This is a genomic window from Cupriavidus sp. D384 (genome assembly GCF_001652915.1).
Classification (GTDB): Bacteria; Pseudomonadota; Gammaproteobacteria; order Burkholderiales; family Burkholderiaceae; genus Cupriavidus.
Map to the genome: position 1 here is coordinate 1 of NZ_BBQI01000098.1, position 14,813 is coordinate 14,813.

14 protein-coding genes are annotated in these 14,813 nt (G+C 65.9%); 7 read left to right on the forward strand and 7 right to left on the reverse strand.

Features of this window, described 5'->3' with window-relative positions; translation table 11 throughout:
- Positions 1-103: 103 nt before the first annotated feature.
- The 5 genes from A9J21_RS24055 to A9J21_RS24075 are packed head-to-tail and all read right to left on the reverse strand — an operon-like array spanning position 104 to position 5,254.
- Positions 104-1,030 (reverse strand): formyltransferase, encoded by a 927-nt coding sequence (locus A9J21_RS24055; protein WP_066739928.1) that lies wholly within the window; start codon positions 1,028-1,030, stop codon positions 104-106.
- On the reverse strand, positions 1,018-2,010 hold the full coding sequence (locus tag A9J21_RS24060; protein ID WP_066739931.1) for a glycosyltransferase: 993 nt from the start codon (positions 2,008-2,010) through the stop codon (positions 1,018-1,020). Before A9J21_RS24060 ends, A9J21_RS24055 begins: the two co-directional genes overlap by 13 nt.
- A complete protein-coding gene (locus A9J21_RS24065; RefSeq protein WP_066739933.1) occupies positions 1,989-3,164 on the reverse strand; it encodes a DegT/DnrJ/EryC1/StrS aminotransferase family protein in 1,176 nt (391 codons plus the stop codon). Before A9J21_RS24065 ends, A9J21_RS24060 begins: the two co-directional genes overlap by 22 nt.
- Before the next feature lie 6 nt (positions 3,165-3,170).
- A complete protein-coding gene (locus tag A9J21_RS24070) occupies positions 3,171-3,542 on the reverse strand; it encodes a multidrug efflux SMR transporter (protein WP_066739936.1) in 372 nt (123 codons plus the stop codon).
- A complete protein-coding gene (locus A9J21_RS24075) occupies positions 3,539-5,254 on the reverse strand; it encodes a glycosyltransferase family 39 protein (protein WP_066739939.1) in 1,716 nt (571 codons plus the stop codon). The genes A9J21_RS24070 and A9J21_RS24075 overlap by 4 nt, the downstream gene beginning before the upstream one ends.
- A 365-nt stretch (positions 5,255-5,619) precedes the next feature.
- On the opposite strand from A9J21_RS24075, the gene A9J21_RS24080 reads away from it, so the two are divergent.
- On the forward strand, positions 5,620-6,471 hold the full coding sequence (locus A9J21_RS24080) for a hypothetical protein (RefSeq protein WP_066739942.1): 852 nt from the start codon (positions 5,620-5,622) through the stop codon (positions 6,469-6,471).
- Positions 6,472-6,599: 128 nt separating this feature from the next.
- On the opposite strand, the gene A9J21_RS24085 is transcribed toward A9J21_RS24080, so the two are convergent.
- Together A9J21_RS24085 and A9J21_RS24090 are read right to left on the reverse strand one after the other, a co-directional pair.
- Positions 6,600-6,884 (reverse strand): amino acid ABC transporter permease, encoded by a 285-nt coding sequence (locus tag A9J21_RS24085; RefSeq protein WP_066739945.1) that lies wholly within the window; start codon positions 6,882-6,884, stop codon positions 6,600-6,602.
- 157 nt (positions 6,885-7,041) lie between these two features.
- Positions 7,042-7,953, reverse strand: coding sequence for an amino acid ABC transporter substrate-binding protein (locus A9J21_RS24090; protein WP_066739948.1), 912 nt, complete (start codon positions 7,951-7,953; stop codon positions 7,042-7,044).
- 225 nt (positions 7,954-8,178) lie between these two features.
- Here A9J21_RS24090 and A9J21_RS24095 point away from each other — a divergent pair, with 225 nt between their 5' ends.
- From A9J21_RS24095 to A9J21_RS24120, 6 genes are all read left to right on the forward strand, one after another.
- The gene (locus A9J21_RS24095; RefSeq protein ID WP_066739951.1) at positions 8,179-9,282 is read left to right on the forward strand and encodes an acyltransferase; all 1,104 of its coding nucleotides are present in this window, start codon (positions 8,179-8,181) and stop codon (positions 9,280-9,282) included.
- A gap of 295 nt (positions 9,283-9,577) precedes the next feature.
- Positions 9,578-10,816, forward strand: coding sequence for a GTP cyclohydrolase II (locus A9J21_RS24100; protein WP_066740187.1), 1,239 nt, complete (start codon positions 9,578-9,580; stop codon positions 10,814-10,816).
- Positions 10,813-12,120, forward strand: coding sequence for a URC4/urg3 family protein (locus tag A9J21_RS24105; protein WP_066739953.1), 1,308 nt, complete (start codon positions 10,813-10,815; stop codon positions 12,118-12,120). The genes A9J21_RS24100 and A9J21_RS24105 overlap by 4 nt, the downstream gene beginning before the upstream one ends.
- 112 nt (positions 12,121-12,232) lie before the next feature.
- Entirely contained in the window at positions 12,233-12,925 is a 693-nt protein-coding gene (upp, locus tag A9J21_RS24110; RefSeq protein ID WP_066740192.1) for a uracil phosphoribosyltransferase, read from the forward strand.
- On the forward strand, positions 12,925-13,638 hold the full coding sequence (locus A9J21_RS24115) for a TetR/AcrR family transcriptional regulator (protein WP_066739955.1): 714 nt from the start codon (positions 12,925-12,927) through the stop codon (positions 13,636-13,638). The genes upp and A9J21_RS24115 overlap by 1 nt, the downstream gene beginning before the upstream one ends.
- 75 nt (positions 13,639-13,713) lie before the next feature.
- On the forward strand, positions 13,714-14,721 hold the full coding sequence (locus A9J21_RS24120; RefSeq protein ID WP_066739963.1) for a BMP family protein: 1,008 nt from the start codon (positions 13,714-13,716) through the stop codon (positions 14,719-14,721).
- The last annotated feature ends 92 nt before the right edge of the window (positions 14,722-14,813 follow it).

Genomic DNA, 14,813 nt, shown 5'->3' on the forward strand with positions numbered 1-14,813 from the left:
GCCGTAGACCTCCCACTGCGTGGTTTCCAGGATGCGGCGCGTCAGGTGGTGGCCGATGAAGCCGTTGACGCCAAGAATCAGGACCTTTTTCATCGGTTTCCTTTCAAGACTGTGCAGGGATGATGTTCTGGAATTCGGTGGCGGAGACCGGGCTCGCGTGGTCGGCACTGCTGCCTTCCAGCAGTTGCAACACGCGCAGCGCCCCGCCGTCGCCGCAGACGGCCACGATACGGCCGTCCAGCACGTGCAGGCCGGGCCGCAGCCCTGCCGGCACCGCACCGCCTTCAAGGCGGCGTGCCTGGGCCACGATAAAGCGGCGCCCGGCAATGTCAGTGAACGCGCCGGGGTAGGGCGGCGCCACGGCACGGATCAGATTGTAAACGGCAGATGCGGGCTGGCCGAAATCAATGCGGCCGTCCTCGGGCTTGCGTCCGGAGAAATAGCTGCCATCCGCCAGGCGGTTCGGCCGCTTGGGTGTCTGGCCGGCCTTCATGGCGGGCAGCGCACGCCAGAGCGTCTGCTCGGCCGCGACGGTGACCTTCTCGAAGACCTGGCCCCCCGTGTCGTCGGGCAGGATCGGCACGGCCGTCTGGTCGACGATATATCCGGCGTCGGGCCTGGCCTCCATCGCGTGCAGCGTGGCACCGGTCTCGGTCTCGCCGTGCAGCACCGCCCAGTTCACCGGGACGCGGCCACGGTACTTGGGCAGCAGCGAACCGTGCATGTTGAACGCACCGTGCGGCGCAATCGCCAGTACGTCGGCCGGGATCATGGCGCGGTAATAGAACGAGAAGATCACGTCCGGCTTTGCCGCGCGTACCGCGTCGGCCAGCGCCGGATCGGTCGGATCCTCGGCGTACAGGAAAGACAGGTTCAGTTCGGCCGCGGTGTCGGCCACGCGCTGGAACCAGATGTTCTCGTCGGGGCGGTCGCGGTGGGTCACCACCAGGGCCACGTCCACGCCCTGCGCGTGCAGCACGCGCAGGCAGCGGTCGCCAACGTTGTGGTAGGCAAAGACTACGGCGCGCACGATACCTCCGGCTTGCTGCCCTGTTTCGGGTCGCGTTCCAGCACCGCCTGGATGCGGTAGCGGGGCCGGTCGCGCACTTCCTGGTAGATCCGGCCGATGTACTCGCCCAGCAGGCCGATGCCGAACAGCATGATGCCGATCAGGAAGAACGTGAAGGCGAACAGCGTGAACACACCCTGGACTTCCGACCCGAAGATGAAGCGGCGTACCAGCAGCACCACGAACAGGCCGGCCGACGTGATCGACAGCATGGTGCCGATAGCCGAGAACCACTGCAGCGGTACGATCGAGAAGCCGGTCACCAGGTCGAAATTCAGGCGGATCAGCTGGTACAGCGAATATTTCGACTCGCCCGCATGGCGCTGCTCGTGGCCCACCTCGATCTCGACCGGATTGGACGAGAACGTATAGGCCAGCGCCGGAATGAAGGTGTTGACTTCACGGCACGCGTTGATCGTATCGATGATGTTGCGGTCGTAGGCGCGCAGCATGCAGCCCTGGTCCGTCATCTTGATCTTGGTGATCTTCTCGCGCAGGCGGTTCATGGCGCGCGACGCGTAACGGCGCCAGGCGCTGTCGTTGCGCTGGCGGCGGATGGTGCCCACGTAGTCGTGGCCCTTGCGCATCTCGGCCACCAGGCGCGGGATTTCCTCGGGCGGATTCTGCAGGTCGGCGTCCAGTGTGATCACGATCCGGCCGCGCGTGTGCTCGAAGCCGGCCAGGATGGCCATGTGCTGCCCGAAGTTGCCGTTGAACAGGATGACGCGCGTCACGTCGGGGCGCTTGTGGTACTGGGCGGCCAGCATTGCGGGCGACCGGTCCACGCTGCCATCGTTGACGAAGATGACCTCGTACGATTCGCCCATGCCGTCCAGTGCCGGATACACGCGGTCGAACAGCGCCTGCAGCCCGCCTTCCTCGTTGTAGACGGGGATGACGACCGAGACCTCGACAGGACTTAGTGAGAGAGACGTTTGCATGTTTCGCTGAGAGTTGCACAGACCCGCTCGACGTCGGCGGCCTGCATCGCGGGGAACAGCGGCAGCGTGACGATGCCACGGCCGATGCGCTCGGCATGCGGCAGCATGCCTTCGCGCCAGCCGAGCGAGCGGAAATAGGTAAACAGGTGGACGGGCGGGTAGTGGACGCCGGTGCCCACGCCTTGCTCGCGCATCGCTTCCATCACGAGCTTGCGGGCCTCGGCCGGGCCGCCGCGCAGGCGGTCGGTGGGCAGCACCACCTGGAACATGTGCCAGTTCGTGGTCGCCACGGTGGGGTCCAGCGGCACCGGCAGTTCGATGCCCAGGTCTGCCAGCCCGGTCTCGGCCGCACAACGGAAATAGGTCTCGGCCAGTTCCGCGCGGCGCGCGGTGATGGTGTCGAGCTGCTTCAGCTGCGCCAGGCCGATGGCCGCGTTGACGTCGGTCAGGTTGAACTTGCCGCCGGGCTCCTCGACGTCCATGCCGTCCATGCCGGTGCGGATTACCCCCTGCAGGCGCAGGCGCTCGGCGCGCTGGGCCTCTTCCGGCGTATTCATCACCAGGCAGCCACCTTCGATGGTGGTGATGTTCTTGTTGGCCTGGAAGCTGAAACTGACCAGGTCGCCAAACGCGCCAATGCGCTGCCCGCGCCAGCGCGAGTCGATGGCCTGCGCGGCGTCTTCGATCACGCGCAGGTTATGGCGCTTCGCGATGGCATAGAGGCGATCCATGTCGACCGGCAGCCCGGACAGGTACACCGGCATGATGGCGCGCGTGCGCGGCGTGATGGCGGCCTCGACCGCGTCCAGGTCGATATTGCGCGTGACCGGGTCGATATCGACGAACACCGGCCGGGCGCCTACCGTCAGTACCACGTTGGCGGTTGCCACCCAGGTGATCGGCGTGGTGATGACTTCGTCGCCCGGGCCGATATCGGCGATGCGCAGCGCGATTTCCATCGTGGCCGAGCCATTGGAGAACGTGCGCACGGGGCGGCCGCCGAACAGCTCGGACAGTGCGGCCTCGAAAGCCTGCACCTTGGGGCCGGACGTGATCCAGCCCGACGCAAGCACCTTGCCCACATCGGCAATGGTCGCGTCATCGATCTGGGGGCGTACGAACGGCAGGAAATCCTGCGGAGCGGAAGCGGTCATGGGCGGTCAGGAACGGGCAATCAGGAAAACACCAGCAAGGATCAGCATGATGCCGGCCACGCGCAGCGGGCCAATCATCTCGCCAAACAGCCACCACGCGGCCAGGGCATTGACCACATAGCCGAGCGACAGCATGGGATACGCAATCGATACATCCACGCGCGACAGGCCGATGATCCAGACCCCGACGCTGATGACGTAGCAGGTCAGCCCGGCGATTACCGGCCATTGCGTCAGCACCCGGAATGCGGTGGTCAGGATAGTGGCGCGCTCGATGGTGATCGCGCCCACGGCATTGGTGCCGGCCTTGAGCAGCAACTGGGCACAGGCATTGAGCAATACGCCGGTGAAGATAAAGGCAAATGTCGAAAGATTCATCGGGTATTTCCGGCTTCCTGGGCCGGCGGCGGGAAATTGCTGGCGACGACACGCCGTACATCGCGAGCCACGACGTAGATCGGCACCTGCTGCGCCACCAGGCTGTCATACGTTTCCGGCGACATGATGCCGAGCGCCGGCTGGCCGTCCTTCCACTTGGCGACGAACGCATCCATGGTCGGCAGCCACTTCTCCGGCTCCTGCTGGGTGCCAAACTCCAGTTCGTCCGGGGCGGCAACCATGGTCAGCGTGCGGCCCAGATAGAAGGGTAGTGTGTGATCCAGCATCCCCACGCCGTACAGCGGCATGTCGTCCTTGAGCACGGCCTTGATGGCGGGCAGCATGTCCACGCCCGCCGCCCGGCGGCCCATCACCTCATGGCCGAGCAGGCCGATCGTGCAGGTCAGGAACATCGACAGCGCAAACGCGGCAACGCTGGGAAACACCCCGCGGGTGCGCAGCAGCCGGCGTGCCAGCAGCATGCCGGCCAGCAGTACGGCAAACGCCACACCAATATAGACGGCAAAGGCGCGGAACACTTCATTCGGATTGGTTTCCCGCTCCAGCGTGGCAACCACGGGCGCGGCCAGCAGGCCCACCACGGCCAGTACCAGCAGCGCATTGATCTGGCGGTTCCACGACCGGTCGCTGATCTGGTCAAGTGCCACGGCGGCCAGAATGGCCAGGGCCGGGAACACCGGCACGATATAGCCTGGCAGCTTCGACCCCGACATGCTGAAGAAGACGAAGATCGCCGCGAACCAGACCAGGCTCAGCAGGGCCGGCTGGAACGGCTTGCCGCCTGCGCCGCGCCGGGCGCCGGTACGGTCGCGCACCACGTCCCACATGCGCGGCACCAGCCCCAGCCAGGGCAGCATGCCCGCCAGCAGCAGCGGTACGAAATACCAGATCGAGCCTTTGCGCGAATGCACCGTGGAGGTGTAGCGGTCCCAGTGCTCGTGGATAAAGAAAAATTGAGGAAATTCGGGGTTCTTGGTCGAAATCAGCCAGAACCAGGGCACGGTGACCACCAGCATCGCCAGGATGCCCGTTGGCAGGTGCAGGCGCCGCCACAGGCCAACATCGCGCGTCAACAGCGTATAGACCACGAGCACCAGGCCGGGCAGGGCGATACCGACCAGTCCCTTGGTCAGGATGGCGACTCCCATGAATGCCCAGCACGCCAGCATCCAGGCGCGACGGGCGCCGGGCGACGTATCGGGATGCTGGGCCAGCAGCATGCAGGCCAGCACGCAGGCCAGGGCGCCGGACAGCGTCATGTCCAGCGAATTGAAGTGGCCCGCCACGCTCCACATCGGCATGGCCAGCATGACCAGGCCGGCCAGCAGCCCGGCGCGGCAGCCGAACCAGCGCGCCGTGGCCCACATCGTCATGCCGAGGCCGACGATGCCCGACAGCGCCACGCACAGGCGCGCCTGCCAGTCGCCCACGCCAAACAGTTCGTAGGCGATGGTGGTCACCCACATGTGGAATGGCGGCTTTTCGAAGTATTTCAGGGCGTTGTAGCGGATCGTCACCCAGTCGCCCGTGACGAACATCTCGCGCGAGATCTCGGCATATCGGCCTTCGTCCGGACGCAGCAGGTGGCGGGCATCGAGCGTGCCGAACCAGACCAGCAGCACGCCGATCACGACGAGCAAAACCATGCCGACAGGCAGCCCGGCTTGGCGCGTGGGCGAAGAACTACGCATATTTCTCCTGAAGTGGCCGGGATACCGGAGGCTGTTCCTGCGTCCGCCTTGTGGCGAACACCCCACAACGCGGCACGCCCCGACATGGTGGACACGCGCGGGCGAGGCGGCTGCGTGTACGGTCTGAAAATGGCGCGTGTCCGGAGGCCAGCTTTCGGGCATGGCGACCGCTACGGGCGCGCAATGGTAGCACGAGCGCATTTCCCGCCTCGCCGTTTTGGCGTGCGCCGGGCGCCGGGCGTGGGCTTCCGGCCACCACCGCCCATTTCCGCCGCGCCGATTTCGCGTAATACTGGCGCCATTCCGGCACATTCCTGGCAGAAACTGACCCTGCCGCCGCCGGCCATTGGATACGGACGATCGCCATGAAACCGGCGCTACTGTGGTTGCTGATGGGTGTGATGAGTACGGCATTTGCGCAGGCATCGGCCCCCGATGCCGCGCCAGTGTCGGGCATGTCGCCCCCGATGCCGAACGGCGCGGCGCTGTGCGACGCACCGTGGTTCCGCTCGGGATCGCGCGTGCAGCTGGAGGGCGATGGCTCCATGCCGATGTCCATCACCATGACTTTGCGCGATGTCATGCGTACCGCCCGAGGCTGCAGCGCCCAGCTGGAAGTCCGCTCCAAGTCTGCGCTGTCGGCGCTGATGGGGCCGCCCGTCGTCATGGATCAGGTCCACGAGATCAATATCGACCGCAACGTCGCCACGGCGCGTACCCGTATCGACAGCCGCAACGCCGTGATCAATGCGCGCGCGCGCTATGCGCGGATGTTCGGCGAGGCATCGTTCAACGGCAGCGGCGTGTTCAACTACGCGGGCGTGGAAATCAAGGAAGGCGCCACCCTGGAAGGCGAGACCTTCCAGTCCAGCGTATCGCTGAAGATCTACCCGCTGGGCAAGGACGAAGTGGTTGGCACGATGCAGGCGCTGCATGCGTCGATCATCGTCGGCTCCCGCCATGTAGGCCGCAAGCAGATGATCAACACGGTCATGGGCCGCAAGGAATGCATGCCCATTACCTATGAAAAACGCACCTCGCTCGGCCCGCTAATGGTGGGCGACGAACTGCTGCAACTGGAACCGAGCGTGCTGCACGTCACCGACTGGTACTGCCCGATGGAAGCATTCGTGCTACGCACGGAAATCCGGCAGAACAACGAGGTGCAGCGCGTGGACGTGACGGCGCTGGAGATGCTGCCGGAGGAGGGGCAGTAGACCCGGCCCGGCGTTGACCGGCACGCATGCGCGGCTGGCGCGCCTTGAATCACGTTAGTGAATATTGGCGCACAAAATCAAAAAGGAGCCCGAGGGCTCCTTTTTTGTGTCCAGAACTCCCCAGACGCTCAATTGCCCTGTGCCGGCTTTTTCGTCGGGGCCTTCTTCGACTTCGACTGCTTGGGGGCGGCCGTCGACTGATCGGTCAGGTCGGCGCGGGTGCTCTTGTTCGCGCCTTGCGAATACGGGTCGAACTTGTCGCCGGACTTGGCGCCCTGGCTGTAGGTATCGAACTTCTCGCCAGCCTTGGCGCCCTGCGAATACGGGTCGAACGACTTCTTGTCCTGTGCGATGGCAGCCACGGATGCAGTGGCCAGACCTAGCGCGACGGCGGTGGCGATCAATTGCTTCATGGAAATCTCCTCTGAGTTGCCGCCCGGTGGCGTTTCACGGTGGCGGTCGCGTTGTTGCTGGTCCTACCGGGCGGTAGAACCAGGCTCAGGCCAGTGTGGACAAGGCCGTAAAGGGCGTCAACTCAGGGCTTTTCCGGGGGAGTGCCCCAAAAAATGCTTACTCCGTCACAACGTCGGAGGGGTGCTTCCAGGCGTGCAGCACTTCCGTCGACGGCGCCAGCGCCAGGTTGGTGCCACGGGTGCCAATCGGCTGCTGGAACCAGCGCTTCTGCAGGGCGGTTGCCTCGGGGCTGGCAAAGGTTTTCGCCAGCGTCTGGTCGACCAGTTGCTTCCATTCCGGATCGGCCTTGGACATCATCAGCGCGTTCTGTTCCACCGACAGGGCCGGGCCGACAATCACATACTGGGACGGATCCTTCGACTTGGCGCGCAGGCCGGCCAGCAGCACGTCGTCCATCACGAATGCCTGGGCGCGGCCAGTTTCCAGCAGCAGGAACGATTCGCCATGGTCCTTGGCGTAGACGTCGCGGAAGCCATACTCGCTCTTCAGCCGGCGCACGTGGCGGTCACCCGTGGAGCCAGCGCTGGTCACCACGGTCTTGCCGCGCAGATCGTTGAACGACTTGATACCGGAGTCGGCCCGCACCAGCATGCGCACCGTGGAAACATAGTGCGACACACTGAATGCCACCTGCTTCTGGCGCTCGAGCGTATTGGTGTTGGGTGCGCAGTCCAGATCGGCCAGGCCGTTGACCATGGCCGGAACGCGGTTCTGCGGCGTCAGCGGCAGCCAGCGCACCTTCAGGTCTTTCAGTCCCAGCTTCTGCTTGGCCGCTTCGGCCACGCGCAGGCACAGATCCACCGCATAGCCGGCCGGCTGGCCCTTGTCGTCGGCAAACGAGAACGGCAGGGCGGACTCGCGATAGCCGAGCGTGATGGTGCCGGTGTCACGGATCTTGTCCAGGACGGGGCTGGGGCTTTGCGCATGGACGGCCGGCACGATGGCGGCGGCCAGGGCAACAACCGCCGTCAGGCGGCGGAACGAGGAGAAGGCAACAGTCAGGGACATGTTCGGGGCAAGGCACGGAAAGACGCAAGGGTATACCCCCGGCCATGGCGCACGAAGAATTTGTTTCTTATTAGCTAATGCCCGAGAGTAGTGCAATGAAAGTTGCCTTTTCGCCACGTCGTACACGGATTTACAACCGTTACGGCAGCGGTTACCGGTCGTCCCAAGGCTGAATGCACCGATGCGAGTACAATTCGGCCCACTTTGCACCCCCACGAAGAACAAATGAGCCCCCGTCCTTCCCGTCTGGCGTGTGTAGACGCGCTGAAGGCGGTCAGCTCGCAGCTGATCGTATTGCACCACCTGGCGTTCTACGGGCCGATGTCCGATGCCGCCCAGTCGCTGGCGCCTGGCTTGATCGGCTGGCTGGCCGACTACGCGCGCATCGCCGTGCAGGTCTTCCTGGTCATCAGCGGCTTCCTGGCCGCGCGCAGCCTGGCCCCCGGCGGGCGCCTGACAGTCGCCAGCCCGGTGCTGACAATCTGGCGCCGCTACCAGAAGCTGGTGGTGCCGTTTGCCGCCGCCATCGTGGTGGCGATTGCCGGTGCCGCCATTGCGCGCACCTGGATGCAGCACGATTCCATTCCGGCAGCGCCGCATCTGGTGCAGTTCGTGGCCCATATCCTGCTGCTGCACAACGTTCTCGATGTGGACGCGCTGTCCGCCGGTGTCTGGTATATCGCCATCGACCTCCAACTGTTCGCGCTGATGGTGCTGGCGCTGTGGTTCGCCCGGGCTGTGGTCCGCGACGCGCTGCCGCTCGGCGTGCCGCTGGTGGGTGCGCTGGCAATGGCCTCGCTGTTCTGGTTCAACCGCGATGCGTCGTGGGATATCTGGGCCATCTATTTCTTTGGTGCCTATGGCATGGGATCGCTGGCCTACTGGGCATCGAATCCGGGCCGCTCGGTCATGCCGCTGATGGCGCTGGCCGCCGTCGGCCTGGCCGCGCTGGCGGTGGACTTCCGGCTGCGCATTGCGGTGGCGCTGGCAACGGCGCTGCTGCTGGCCGTCTCGCGTCGCGGCGGCTGGCTGGAGAGCTGGCCAGCCGGACGCCTGACCGCGTACTTCGGGCGGATTTCCTATTCGGTGTTCCTGGTGCATTTTCCGGTTTGCCTGGTGGTCAATGCCGTGGTTACCCATTTCGTTCCGGGCCGGCCGGTGCTGAACGCGCTGGGCATGGGCCTGGCCTGGGTCGCAAGCAATGCGGCCGGGGCGCTGTTCCATCGCTATGTGGAGGCCGCCAACCCTGTGCGGGCCATGGTGGCATGGCTGACCGCCGATCTGCCCCAGCGCGGGCGCGAGCGCCTGGGACATCGCGCGGAAGGCTGAGCCTCTCGCCCCTGCATCGCCGAAACGGCACGTTCGATCGAACGTGCCGTTTTTGTTGGTGCCCGCGTTATCGGGCCGGCGTCCGGGCCGGCGCCGGAATCCGGTGCGCGCTGCACCGCGATGTACCGCAGGCGCCATGCGGACGGTGCCACCCGGCACGCCGACGGTGCGTACGGGATGACACCAACCGTAACAACCCCACTTGGGCGTTGGCACGAACGTTGCCTACTATGAACATGTAAACCTGACCATCTGGTCAGGATTCGTGTTCCGGTTTCATACCGGGGAGGCGACCATGTCCGACCATATCGTCCTGACCTCGCACGCACGCCGCGACAAGCCGGCGGAGCCGATTCACTGGGGCGCGCCTACCGCGGCCGAGCGGGGGCCTGTGATCGCCAGCCTGACCGACCCGGCGCAGCGCAACGTGATCGGCACGCATGCCGGGGCCTACGCGATCTATCGCGCGCTGGCCGTGGCCTCGGGCAGCCTCCAGCGGGCGCATCGGCCCGACCTGACCGACACGGCGCCGGCCGAACCGATCGGCCCGCATGCGCAGTGGGGCGACCCCGACAAGATCGTGTCGCTCGACCCCTGGGGCCATCTGGTATCGACGGTCTTTGCCGACCGCATTGCAGCCGGCTTCGATATCCGGCCGACCATCGCCATCACACGCGCCCATATCAATATGCCGGAACTGGTGGCGGCCATCGCGGCGGGCCGCCTGGCGCCGGACGGCGACATCCTGTATGCCAATGGCGATGTGCGCGTCACCAAGGCCGCCATCGACCCGGTCTGGTACCTGCCCGGCATCGCCCGCCGGTTCAATATCAAGGAAAGCATCCTGCGGCGCAGCCTGTTCGAGCAGACCGGCGGCATGTTCCCGGAACTGGTCACACGGCCAGACCTGAAGGTCTTCCTGCCGCCCATTGGCGGCATGACGCTTTATTTCTTTGGCGATATCAGCAAGCTGGGCAAGCCCGAGACCAGGGTGGCCTGCCGCTTGCACGACGAATGCAACGGCTCCGACGTGTTCGGATCCGATATCTGCACCTGCCGGCCCTACCTGGCGCATGGCATCGAGGTCTGTATCGAGATGGCGCAGCAGGGCGGTGTTGGCCTGGTGGTCTATAACCGGAAGGAAGGGCGCGCGCTGGGCGAGGTGACCAAATTCCTGGTCTATAACGCACGCAAGCGCCAGGTGGGCGGCGACCGGGCCGAAACGTATTTCGCGCGCACCGAATGCGTGGCCGGGGTGCAGGACATGCGCTTCCAGGAGCTGATGCCAGATGTCTTCCACTGGCTGGGGATCCGGCGGATCGATCGCTGGGCCTCGATGAGCAACATGAAGCATGGCGCGCTGACGGCGCAGGGCATCGAGGTGGTGGAGCAGGTGCCCATCCCCGAGGCGCTGATCCCGGCGGATGCGCGCGTGGAAATCGATGCGAAGGTGGCGGCGGGTTACTTCACCAGCTACACGCCGCCTGATGCCAACGAACTCGCCCTGGCAAAGGGCAGGGGGTTGAACGAATGAACGAGCATCCCGCAGGAGGTACGACTGGACACGAACCCGGCACGGGCAGCGGCTGGCATAGCCCGGTGCCGCCCGATCATCCCGCTTCCGCACTGCTGAGCGGCGAGGCGGTGCGCACGCATTGCGCGGTCGTGACCGAATTCGTCGCATCCGGCGAGTCTGAACTGTTTACGTGGCATCCGGATCGGATTCACGCCATTGCGGATTACGTGGCGGCCACCATCCGGCGCCGCTACCCGGATCTCCAGGTGCCTTATCACAGCCGCTGGCGCCATTTCGAAAGCGGCGGGCCGGGGAATGAGTCGATCAACCGGTGGCAGATCCTGTGCGAGCGCGCGGGCATGTCCGGCGCCGATCATTGCGCGGAGCGCGCGCGCATCGGCATCGACGTGGTGATTCCGAGCGTGCTGCTGGACGCCGGTGCAGGCCCCGACTGGCGCTATCGCGATCCGGCCAGCGACATGATGCTGACGCGCTCCGAAGGGCTCGGCGTGGCGAGTTTCGACCTGTTTGCCCGGGGCGGCTTCTCGGCCGAATCGGGCGATCCGCTGCGCGCCGATGCCGAGCGGCTGGCGCGTATCGATGCCTCGACCATCGCCACGGCCTTCCAGGTGGCCCAGCACAACCCGCTGGTGGGCCTGGAGGGGCGCGCCGGCCTGTTGCGCCGGCTTGGCGAGGTCATGCAGGCCACGCCGGCGGTCTTCGGCACTCCGGCGCGGCTGGGCAACCTGTTCGATTACCTGGTTGCCCACGCCACGGACAACCGCATCGAGGCCGGTTTCGTGCTGCGCACCTTGCTGGTGGCGCTGGGCCCGGTCTGGCCGGGGCGGGTGCAGATGGAAGGCGTCTCGCTGGGCGACTGCTGGCGGCATCCGGCGGCGCCCGGCGGGCTGGTGCCGTTCCACAAGCTCACGCAGTGGCTGACCTATTCGCTGCTGGAACCGCTGGAGGATGGCGGCCTGGTGGTCGTGGGGCTCGACGCGCTGACCGGGCTGCCTGAATACCGGAACGGCGGCCTGCTCTACGACTTCGAGCTGACCGTGCCGCGCGACCGCGAATTCGCCGAACGGACCCATACGGTGGACGAGCCCGAGATCGTCGAGTGGCGCGCGCTGACCGTCACGGGGCTCGACCTGGTGGCCGATGCGGTGCGTCAGGCGTTGGGGCTCAAGGAAGAAGACTTTCCGCTGGCGCGCGTGCTGGAAGGCGGCACGTGGGCGGCTGGCCGCCGTATCGCGGCACAGCGCCGGCCGCCGGGCGGGCCGCCGCCGTTCGCGATCCAGAGCGACGGCACGGTGTTCTAGCAGCAACGCGGCATTGCACGGCAGTTCCTGACAGACAGGCAGCCAGAGCGTGGCGGGCCCCGGGGCCCGCTGCGCCCGGCCAGGCGAAATTCGGATGACCAAGGAGCGCAGCATGAACGACATGTCGGACGTACCCACGGCCGTGCAGGCCTTTGCCGAAACGGAAGGCACGGCGGCGCCCGCGGTAATGGTGGTCAACCACCCGCTGGTGCAGCACAAGGTCACGCTGGTGCGCAGCGAGGAAACCACCACCGACAACTTCCGCCGCCTGGTGCGCGAGATCAGCCAGTTGCTGACCTACGAAGCCACGCGCGACCTGGCAATGGAGACCATCGCCATCAAGACGCCGATTGCGCCGATGCAGTCGCCGGTGCTGTCCGGCAAGAAGCTTTGCCTGGTGTCGATCCTGCGGGCCGGCAACGGATTCCTGGACGGCATGCTCGATCTGCTGCCGGCGGCGCGCGTGGGCCACATCGGCCTGTACCGCGACCCCGAGACGCTGGAGCCGATCGAGTACTACTTCAAGATGCCCGAGGATATCCAGGAGCGCTTCGTGATCGTGGTGGATCCGATGCTGGCGACCGGCAACTCGGCCGTTGCCGCCATCAACCGGCTGAAGGAGGCCGGCGTGACCACCATGAAGTATGTCTGCCTGATCGCGTCGCGCCCAGGGCTGCGGGCGCTGCAGGCCGCGCACCCGGACGTGGCCATCGTCACCGCCGCCATCGACGAGCAGCTGAACGAGCATGGCTACATCGTGCCCGGCCTTGGCGATGCCGGCGACCGGCTGTACGGCACCAAATGATGGACGCCCTGGCGCGCACGCCATTGCCGCCACGCGGCATCGAAGCCCGGCCCGGGCCGCCGGGGGGGCGCATCCGGCAGGAGAACGAAGCGCTCATCGTGCGCGCCGCCGAGTATGTGTTCGCGCGAGCAGGCTTTGCAGGGGCCACGATGGCGGATATTGCCGCCCGCGCCGGGGTGCCGAAGTCGAACCTGCATTACTACTTCCGGACCAAGCAGGCGCTGTATCGCGCGGTGCTGGCCCATACGCTGACGTTGTGGCTGTCCGAGACCGACATCATCAGCGCCGAGCATTCGCCCCGGCTGGCGCTGGAGCAGTACATCCGCGCCAAGATGCGCCTGTCGGCCAGCCATCCCGACGCGTCGCGCGTATTCGCCAACGAACTGCTGCATGGTGCGCCCGAGATCGGCAACGTGCTTCGCCAGGCCCTGCGCGAACTGGTGGCACGCAAGGCGATGGTGATCCGGACGTGGATCGAGGGCGGCCGGATGGCGCCCGTGGATCCGTACCACCTGTTCTTCACGATCTGGGCCGCCACCCAGACCTATGCGGACTTCGAGGCGCAGGTGTGCGCCGTGCTCGGCGTAAGCCAGCTTGACGCCGACGACTTCGAGCATGCCACCGAGCACCTGGTGGCGCTGCTGCTGCGGGGCTGCGGGCTGCAGGAGCCCGAGCCCGACCCGGTTTCCGAGCCAGACCCAACGCGCGCCTGAGCCGGCGCATCCATCCATCCCAGACATCAACCACGCGTCACGGGCGCACACAACGTAAAAAAGGGGAGTGAATTCATGCACAAGGGAAGCGATCGTCGTACCTGGCTGAAAGCTGCCGCGGCGGCCACCGCGCTGGCCGCCATGGGCCTGTCGCCGGGCGCGCAGGCGCAATCGAAGGTCAAGGTGGCCGCGGTCTACACGGTGCCGGTGGAGCAGCAATGGGTGTCGCGCATCCACAAGGCGCTCAACGAGGCCAAGGCGCGCGGCGAGATCGACTATGTGTTCTCGGAAAGCGTGTCGAACGCCGACTACGAACGCGTGATGCGCCAGTACGCCGAACAGGGCTCGGGGCTGATCGTCGGCGAGTCGTTCGCTGTGGAAGGCGCGGCCCGCAAGGTCGCCAAGGACTATCCGAAGACGGCCTTCCTGATGGGGTCGTCGGGCAAGCCGCAGGCGCCGAACTTCTCGGTGTTCGATAACTACATCCAGGAGCCGTCGTACCTGACCGGCATGATCGCGGGCGGCATGACCAAGACCAACCATATCGGCATGGTGGGCGGCTACGCGATCCCAGAGGTCAACCGGCTGATGCACGCCTTCATGGAAGGTGCCCGCGAGGTGAATCCGAAGGTGAAGTTCACGGTGAGCTTTATCGGCTCGTGGTTCGACCCGCCCAAGGCCAAGGAAGCCGCGTTCGCAATGATCGACAAGGGCGCCGACGTGCTCTACGCCGAGCGCTTTGGCGTGTCGGACGCCGCCAAGGAACGCGGCAAGCTCGCCATCGGCAACGTGATCAACACCCAGCCGCAGTACCCCGCCACGGTGGTGGCGTCCGCGCTCTGGAACATGGAGCCGACGATCGCGGCCGCACTGGCGAAGGTCAAGGGCGGCCAGTTCAGGAACGAGGACTACGGCCAGTATTCGCTGATGAAATTCAAGGGCGCGGAACTGGCACCGCTGGGCACCTTCGAGGGCAAGGTGCCGGCCGACGTGATGACCAAGGTGAAGGCGAAGGAGAAGGCGATCCTCGATGGCAAGTTCACCGTCAAGGTGGTGGAGACCGAGCCCAGGTCGACGCCCTGAGCCACCGGCAGGCTCTCCGGCGCGTGCTGCGCATGGCCCCGTTCGGATGGACGGGGCCGCTTCGTTTCATTCGTTCTGATTTCTGATAATCG

Excerpts from the sequence above, each read along its gene's own strand:
- A9J21_RS24120 (WP_066739963.1), top strand. The coding sequence starts at position 13,714 with ATGCACAAGGGAAGCGATCGTCGTACCTGGCTGAAAGCTGCCGCGGCG.
- A9J21_RS24065 (WP_066739933.1), bottom strand. The coding sequence starts at position 3,164 with ATGACCGCTTCCGCTCCGCAGGATTTCCTGCCGTTCGTACGCCCCCAG.
- A9J21_RS24100 (WP_066740187.1), top strand. The coding sequence starts at position 9,578 with ATGTCCGACCATATCGTCCTGACCTCGCACGCACGCCGCGACAAGCCG.
- A9J21_RS24090 (WP_066739948.1), bottom strand. The coding sequence starts at position 7,953 with ATGTCCCTGACTGTTGCCTTCTCCTCGTTCCGCCGCCTGACGGCGGTT.
- A9J21_RS24085 (WP_066739945.1), bottom strand. The coding sequence starts at position 6,884 with ATGAAGCAATTGATCGCCACCGCCGTCGCGCTAGGTCTGGCCACTGCA.
- A9J21_RS24060 (WP_066739931.1), bottom strand. The coding sequence starts at position 2,010 with ATGCAAACGTCTCTCTCACTAAGTCCTGTCGAGGTCTCGGTCGTCATC.
- A9J21_RS24095 (WP_066739951.1), top strand. The coding sequence starts at position 8,179 with ATGAGCCCCCGTCCTTCCCGTCTGGCGTGTGTAGACGCGCTGAAGGCG.
- A9J21_RS24105 (WP_066739953.1), top strand. The coding sequence starts at position 10,813 with ATGAACGAGCATCCCGCAGGAGGTACGACTGGACACGAACCCGGCACG.
- A9J21_RS24075 (WP_066739939.1), bottom strand. The coding sequence starts at position 5,254 with ATGCGTAGTTCTTCGCCCACGCGCCAAGCCGGGCTGCCTGTCGGCATG.
- A9J21_RS24080 (WP_066739942.1), top strand. The coding sequence starts at position 5,620 with ATGAAACCGGCGCTACTGTGGTTGCTGATGGGTGTGATGAGTACGGCA.
- A9J21_RS24070 (WP_066739936.1), bottom strand. The coding sequence starts at position 3,542 with ATGAATCTTTCGACATTTGCCTTTATCTTCACCGGCGTATTGCTCAAT.
- A9J21_RS24115 (WP_066739955.1), top strand. The coding sequence starts at position 12,925 with ATGGACGCCCTGGCGCGCACGCCATTGCCGCCACGCGGCATCGAAGCC.
- upp (WP_066740192.1), top strand. The coding sequence starts at position 12,233 with ATGAACGACATGTCGGACGTACCCACGGCCGTGCAGGCCTTTGCCGAA.